The following is a 1,234-nucleotide window of genomic DNA, read 5'->3' on the forward strand; positions in this document are numbered from 1 at the left end:
CTAGTAGCGCGTCGCTGCTTAATTGCGGCGTGTCTGGTGGGTTCCTCCTTCCCTTTTGCCGGACAGGACTCCGTCATGGGTTCACAGAAGAAGCGGCCGGTCAGGTTGACACCGCAGGATCGTGAGGAGTTGGTCCGGGTGACCACGACGGGTGTTCGTGGGGCCTCGATGATCATGCGTGCGCGGGTGCTGCTTGCACTGGACACCTCGGTGGGCCACGTGGATTCCAAGGAGGTGATCGCGGCCCGGCTCGGCGTCTCCGGTGAGACGTTACGGCTGGTCGCCAAGCGTTTCGCCGAGACCGGTGGCGATGTGCACGCCACGATCGCGCGGAAGAAGCGTGACCTGCCGCCGGTGCCCTCGCCGGTGACGGGCGAGGTCGAAGCCCGACTGATCGCGATGGCGTGCTCGCAGCCGCCCCAGGGCTATACCCGGTGGTCGTTGCGACTGCTGGAGAAACACGTCGCGCTGGCCGAGGACATCCCCGATCTGGACCACTCCACCATCGGGCGGGTCTTAAAAAAACGGAACTGCGCCCTCACCTGAGAAAGTGCTGGACCATCCCGCCACGGGCGAACGCGGAGTTCGCTGCCCGGATGGAAGACGTGCTGGCCGTGTATGCGCGGCCCTACGACCCGGCACGTCCGGTGGTGTGCATGGACGAGAAGCCCTACCAGCTCCTCGACCATGCCCGCGACCCGCTCCCGGCCCGCCCCGGTCACGACGCCTGCCAGGACAGCGAGTACATCCGCTGCGGCACGTGCTCGGTCTTCGTGTGGGTCGAGCCCCTGCGGGGCTGGCGTCGTGTTCAGGCACTGTCCCAGCGCACCCGGATCGACTGGGCCGGCCAGGTCAAGCAGTTGCTGAGCGTGGACTACCCCGACGCCGAGGCCGTGGTGCTGGTGATGGACAACCTCAACACCCACAACATCGCCTCGTTGTACGAGGCATTCGAACCAAAAGAGGCATTCGCCCTGGCCCAACGCCTCGAGATCCACCACACGCCCAAGCACGGGTCATGGCTCAACATCGCCGAGATCGAACTCTCCGCGCTGACCCGGCAATGCCTCGACCGCCGGATCAGCGACCTCGACATCCTCAACACCGAACTCTCGGCCTGGCAGAACGCCACCAACACCGACCGACGTCAGGTGAACTGGCAGTTCACCACCCACGACGCACGCATCAAACTGCGCCACCTCTATCCCAAAAATTAGCCGCGACAATCTACTAG

2 protein-coding genes are annotated in these 1,234 nt (G+C 64.8%); both read left to right on the forward strand.

Going from position 1 to position 1,234, the window contains the following annotated elements; translation table 11 throughout:
* A partial coding sequence (locus ACIBBH_RS42530; protein ID WP_399414372.1) for a helix-turn-helix domain-containing protein occupies positions 1-546 on the forward strand: 546 nt, incomplete at its 5' end.
* Positions 435-1,217, forward strand: a complete 783-nt coding sequence (locus ACIBBH_RS42535; RefSeq protein ID WP_399414374.1) for an IS630 family transposase — start codon at positions 435-437, stop codon at positions 1,215-1,217. The genes ACIBBH_RS42530 and ACIBBH_RS42535, both read left to right, overlap by 112 nt.
* Positions 1,218-1,234: the final 17 nt, after the last annotated feature.

Source organism: Streptomyces sp. NPDC051636 (genome assembly GCF_044453765.1).
Taxonomy (GTDB): domain Bacteria; phylum Actinomycetota; class Actinomycetes; order Streptomycetales; family Streptomycetaceae; genus Streptomyces.